Here is a 5,632-nt window from a genome sequence, read left to right as displayed (position 1 = left end):
ACTCGCCGAGAGCTTCATCAGCATGGTTCATATTGCTACCGCAAGATACTGGCTCAAATTCGTCCACGCCGCCTAGGGCATTTTGCAGTCTCCCGGAATTATCTGGCATCGTACAATTGCGCTAAATCAAAGCGATGGAGCGGAAGCGCGAACCTGTGCGAGCGCGTCCGCTCTGGCGGTCTCCCGAAAGCGGCAACCTGTTTGGGGCAGGGACATGCGGGAACCACGAGACCGAACGCGGCCCCAATTTGGCCAAAAGATGTTTGTTAAGCGCCTGAAACGGCAATTGATATAGTCCTGCCCGAGGACTCATGATAACGGTGGCGAGAAATTTGAATGCTTCGCAGCTACGACGTGCGGCAAGCCGCGAAGGGATTGACTAAATTTTAGTCCCCAATAGTAGTATGAATAGCCTTATGGCGCTGGAATCGTTCCGGTATTTCTCTCCGTGGGAGAGCGGGATTACACGCGTATGAGTTTGAAATATCCATGGCAGAGACTGGCGCTTTTGCCCCGCGCCAGCAAACAGATCATCCTGATGCTGAGCGACTGCGCTCTGCTGTTGCTGAGTGCCTATATCGCGTTCGTCATCCGGCTCGGCTTCGTTTTCGTGCCGAACGAGGGACAAACGTTCCTGATTTTCATCGCGCCCGTTCTGGCAATCCCGGTTTTCATTCGCTTTGGGCTCTACCGCGCCATTATCCGCTATCTGGCGGAACGTGCGATCTGGCCGATTTTTCAGGCCACGGCCATTGCCTCGCTGTTCTGGGTTGCGCTGGTGTTCCTGATGGAACTCTACGGCAGCGCGGGCCTGCCGCGCTCGGTTCCGCTGCTCTATTGGCTTTTGAGCACCGTTTTCATCTCTGCCAGCCGGTTCGGTGCGAAGTGGCTTTTGCGAAGCGCTGAATCCGACAAACGTTATGCGAGTTCCGCGTTGATCATTGGCGTGGGCGAGCCCGCCCGCCAACTCGCAACCGCGCTTCGCAGCCATAGCGACACATTGGTTGTCGGCTTTGTCGATCCTGACGGCCAGCTCAACGGCATGGATATCGTGGGACTGCGTGTCTACGGTGTGGAAGACATTCCCGCCCTGATCGAAAACTACGGCATCAAGCAGGTGGTCGTATCGGAACCGGGGCTGGAACAGAAGCAGCGTCAGGATTTTGCGCGGCTTCTTGGGCGACTTCCGGTCAATACGCGCATTCTTCCGCCGATTGCCGATCTGACGGCGGGCAAATATCTGGTCAGCTCGCTGCGCAATGTTGAAATCGACGACCTGCTCGGACGCTCGCCGGTGCCGCCGGACGCGGCACTGTTGCGGGAAGTGGTCGAGGGCCGGCGCATCATGGTGACGGGGGCCGGCGGATCGATCGGCAGCCAGCTTTGCCGCACCATTGCGCAATGGAACCCCGCCTCCATCGTCCTTTTCGAATCAAGCGAGTTCGCGCTTTACAACATCGACAGGCAACTGAGACAGATAGCCGGTTGCGAGATCGTGCCGATCCTCGGCACGGTGAGCAGCCGCGAATGCGTCGAGAAGGCCATTCGCGACCACAATGTCGATACGGTCTATCACTGCGCGGCCTACAAGCATGTGCCGCTTGTCGAAAAGAACCCGTTAGTCGGCATCTTCAACAATGTTTTCGGCACGCTGGAAGTGGCCCAGGCGGCTCTTGAGACCGACGTCGAACGCATGGTCCTCATCTCGTCCGACAAGGCAGTGCGGCCAACCAATGTGATGGGCGCAACCAAGCGCTGGGCCGAACTGGTCTTATATTATTGCGGTATGCTCGCCGAGCAGTCGGGAAAGAAGAAGGCGTTCTATTCCGTTCGTTTCGGCAATGTGCTCGGATCGAACGGTTCGGTCGTTCCGCTTTTCCGCGAGCAGATTGCCAGCGGCGGTCCTATTACCCTGACCCATGACGACATGACCCGCTACTTCATGTCGATCAAGGAGGCTGCCGAGCTTATCGTGCAGTCCGGTGGCATCGCCGCATCCGGCGACACGGTACTGCTGGAGATGGGCGAACCGGTTAGGATCCGCGATCTGGCAGAGAACATGATCCTGCTGGCAGGGCTGACCGTTCGTAATGAAGAGAACCCGCATGGCGATATTGCCATCGAGGTGACAGGAATTCGCGAAGGCGAGAAGATGTACGAGGAACTCTTCTACGATCCGTCACTGGCTCAGCCGACGCGCCATCCAAAGATCATGCGCGCGCCGAAAGGCAACAAGGCAGCCGTGGATGTTCCAGCCAGCCTTGCCGCATTGCGTATTGCGATGGAAAGCGGCGATGTCGATGCGGTCCGCAAGATTCTGTTCGACGTTATAGCTTCCTGAAGCGCCCGCGGAAATCCAGCAGCAGAACCAGCGTCGCGACGACTGCCACGAGCAGGAAGGCGACCTGCGTGATTGTGTTGTCGAGAGCGAGCAACGCAATGGCGCAGGCGATGAGAACCAGATTAAGCAGCGCCACATGACCGACGACCTTCCGCACGCTCCAGCCCGAGCGCTTCGCTGTCTGGTAAGCATGCTTGGAATGCGCCTTCAGGATATTGTCGCCTTGGCTCAACCGCATCACGATGGTCGTGCCTGCGTCGAGAATATAATAAAGCGGCAGGATCAGCGCGACGGCGATATGCGTTTCGCGCGCAAGCAGGATCAGCGCCGTTCCTGTAATCAACCCAAGCGGCAGGCTTCCTGAATCACCCAAAAAAATCGTGGCTGGCGGGCGGTTGAACAGCGCGAACCCCAGAATTCCGCCCGCCGCGATAATTGCGAGGCCGCCGCTTTCCAATCCAGCGAGGCCAAGAGCTGCAAGAAGCCCGATACCCGCTAAAGGAATCCCGATGCCCACTGTTGTCATCAGGTCGAGGCCATCCATGAAGTTAGTCACATTGATCGCGACCACCAACGCAATGACTATGAGCGCTGCTTCCAGCCAGAGCGGCAAAAGTTCGGGCAATAGCCGGAAATCCGATCCCAGACCGTAAACAACGAGCCCGGCCGCAATGAACTGCGACCCTAGCCGGATAATTTCCGAAAGCTCATAGCGGTCATCCAGACCTCCGACGATCCAGAGCAATAGCGAGGCTCCCGAAAGACAGAGCGCCAGATGCGCATTGACTTCCAGATCCGGCGCAAAAATCAGGATAGTCACCACGATTGCGGGAATAAGCGCCAACCCGCCGATCTGCCGGGCCACTGTCGTATGGTTGGAGCGCGAGCTCATGCGCGCAGCAAGAAAGCGCTCGGGCAAGAGCCGGTCCAGCAGGTAGAGCCCTATGCCGCACAAGGCAGCGCTGACAAGAAATGAAATCGACAGAAACAGCATGATGAATACCGAAAAACCATTTGTCCCCTGGAAATAGCAGCTTTGAGGCTGCACGCAAATCGGCGGTTTTGTTTTGCGTAACCGGCCGTCGCGATAAGCGGTTGAAAACGTTCTTCGTGGGCGCTGTAAGCTTAGGCGGGATTTCGCTATTAGGTGATTGCGCTTGATTGTCGAAGCGGTTATAAGGCCGCGCAACCGATTGCTTCGGTTTGCTTTGTTGGGGCGTAGCCAAGTGGTAAGGCAGCGGTTTTTGGTACCGCCATTCCCTGGTTCGAATCCAGGCGCCCCAGCCATCAATCATGAGTAAATTTAAATATCGATGATTTTACTAAATATTGCCAAGATCTGAAACGCTGCTTTTTCTCCACGTCGTCGAATGCGCACTTAAATAGGGTGTATGACAAGTAAGACTGCTAACAAATTCTCTCTCGAAGTCCGTGCTCGCGCTGTTCGGATGGTGACGGAACATGAGCCGAGCATTCATAGTGCTGGGCGGCAGTATAATCGATAGCGGCAAGCGCGCAGGTTTGCCGAGCGACGTGGCGGAGAAGTCGAAGACACTGGAACGGGAGAACCACGAGCTCCGTCAACGAATGAGATTTTGCCCAAAGCCTCGGCGTATTTGCGCCTGGCGGGGCTCGACCGCCCACTGAAGCGATGATCTCCTTCATCGACGAACACCGTTCGGTGCTAGGGGGCGAGCCGATCTGCAGACTGCTGCCGGTTGTCCTGTCCACCTATTATGAGGTTATCGCCAACCGCACGAACGTGGGCCGCCTATCGGCGTGCGAACGGAATGATATTGCCATGAAAGCCGAGATTCGCCGAGTGTTCAACGAGAACTTCCAGGTCTTTGGCGGGCGGAAAGTCTGGCGGCAGTTGCAGCGAGAAGGCCTCGATATTGCTCGCTGCACCGTGGCCAGGCTCACGAGATGACGGAGCGTCAAGGCATCATTCGTGGCAAGCCTATCAAAACCACGATGGCGGACAGGTCTGCTCCCTGTCCGCTCGACTGCGTCAGTCGCCCCTTCAAGGCTCCAGTACCGAACATGCCCTGGCTTTCGGATTTCATATACATGGCGACCTGGCAGGGCTTCGTTTACGTCGCATTCGTCATCGACGCCCTCGATCAAGCGCTTCACGATCGGCGACCCGTTCACCGCGGCGGGCTGGTTTGTCATTCCATCCGCGGCTCGCAATATGTCTCTATTCGCGATTCTGAGCGACTGGCGCAGGCTGGCATAGAGTCGTCTGTCGGAAGCGTGGGCGGCAGTTACGGCAACGCTCTTGCCGAAACGATCAACGATCTTTATAAGGCCGAAGTCATCCATCGGCGGGGACCGTGGCGCAACTTCGAAGCCGTGGAGTTCGCTACTCTCGAAGGGGTCGATTGGTTGTTTAATCGCATCGAACAGGTCAAGCCCCTTCGTACAGATGTTGATTGCCACTGAGAACTGACCCAGCGGGGGTGCGGATAAAAACTTGGACTCGTTCTACGTCACAATGCCAAGACTGTTTCGATATTCGATTGGGCTTCGAGCGCCAAGGGATATCTTGATGCGCTTCTCGTTGTACCATCGAATGTAGCCATCAACTTCCTGGATAAACTGCTCGACCGTGGTGGCCTTCCAATCCCTTGGATAAAAGAGTTCTGTTTTCAGTCTACCGAAGAAGCCTTCGCAGGCCGCATTATCTGGCGAACACGCCTTGCGGGATATTGAGCGCACCAGCTTCGCATCACTGATCCTCGATAACCAACCCGGCCAGCGATAGTGAGCACCGCGATCAGAATGCACAATGGGCCGTTTGTCTGTGTCGTTCACAGTTTCGATGGCGGCATCAAGCATCGTGTTGACCAATTCCGCATCTGGTTTCGTTCCGATAGACCAGCTGATGACCAGACCATCGAAGCAGTCGATGATGGGCGAGAGATACACCTTGCCAGCCGGGATCTGGAACTCGGTGATGTCAGTCAGCTATTTCTCGTTTGGAGCTGCGGCCTTGAAGTCCCGATTAATGAGGTTCTCAGGTGCGGGACTGATTTCTCCCAGATAGGAGCGGTATCGCCGCCGCTTTGGCGTGGCAACGATCAGGTTCTCCTGTTTCATCAAACGCTGCACAACCTTCTCTGAGATTATAACGGATTGTTTGGCCAATGACGCCTGTAGCCTGCGGTAGCCATAGCATCGACGGTTAAGTTCAAAGATTTCAGTGATGTTCGTAAGCGCGCATTTCCCTGCGCGTTGACTTCGCCGCTATGAGATGTGCTCGTCTTTTGTGAGCGCTACGAACAGCCC

General features: G+C 56.2%; 2 protein-coding genes, 1 tRNA gene, 2 pseudogenes and 1 other annotated feature. Of the genes and pseudogenes, 3 read left to right on the top strand and 2 right to left on the bottom strand.

Annotated elements, in window-relative coordinates; all coding sequences use genetic code 11:
* Window positions 1-472 precede the first annotated feature (472 nt).
* The gene (locus KWJ32_RS27705) at window positions 473-2,341 is read left to right on the top strand and encodes a nucleoside-diphosphate sugar epimerase/dehydratase (protein WP_256886604.1); all 1,869 of its coding nucleotides are present in this window, start codon (window positions 473-475) and stop codon (window positions 2,339-2,341) included.
* Here KWJ32_RS27705 and KWJ32_RS27700 read toward each other — a convergent pair.
* Window positions 2,328-3,335 (bottom strand): glycosyltransferase family 4 protein, encoded by a 1,008-nt coding sequence (locus KWJ32_RS27700; protein ID WP_256886603.1) that lies wholly within the window; start codon window positions 3,333-3,335, stop codon window positions 2,328-2,330. The two genes, KWJ32_RS27705 and KWJ32_RS27700, sit on opposite strands and share 14 nt — an antisense overlap.
* A gap of 218 nt (window positions 3,336-3,553) precedes the next feature.
* On the opposite strand from KWJ32_RS27700, the gene KWJ32_RS27695 reads away from it, so the two are divergent.
* Window positions 3,554-3,628, top strand: a tRNA-Gln gene (locus KWJ32_RS27695).
* Between the two features lie 104 nt (window positions 3,629-3,732).
* A pseudogene (locus tag KWJ32_RS27690) lies at window positions 3,733-4,741 on the top strand (IS3 family transposase); the annotation flags it as partial.
* Window positions 3,951-4,067: a sequence feature (AL1L pseudoknot), on the top strand. Its footprint overlaps the pseudogene before it by 117 nt.
* 87 nt (window positions 4,742-4,828) lie before the next feature.
* Here the strand turns inward: KWJ32_RS27690 and KWJ32_RS27685 are convergent.
* A pseudogene (locus KWJ32_RS27685) lies at window positions 4,829-5,551 on the bottom strand (IS3 family transposase); the annotation flags it as partial.
* Window positions 5,552-5,632: the final 81 nt, after the last annotated feature.

Source organism: Ochrobactrum sp. BTU2 (assembly GCF_024539785.1).
GTDB lineage: Bacteria > Pseudomonadota > Alphaproteobacteria > Rhizobiales > Rhizobiaceae > Brucella > Brucella anthropi.
The sequence above is the reverse complement of the archived record's forward strand: the minus strand, read 5'-3'. Positions and strand labels throughout refer to the sequence as shown.

Coding starts and splice junctions, on each gene's coding strand:
- KWJ32_RS27700 (WP_256886603.1), bottom strand. CDS start 3,335: ATGCTGTTTCTGTCGATTTCATTTCTTGTCAGCGCTGCCTTGTGCGGC.
- KWJ32_RS27705 (WP_256886604.1), top strand. CDS start 473: ATGAGTTTGAAATATCCATGGCAGAGACTGGCGCTTTTGCCCCGCGCC.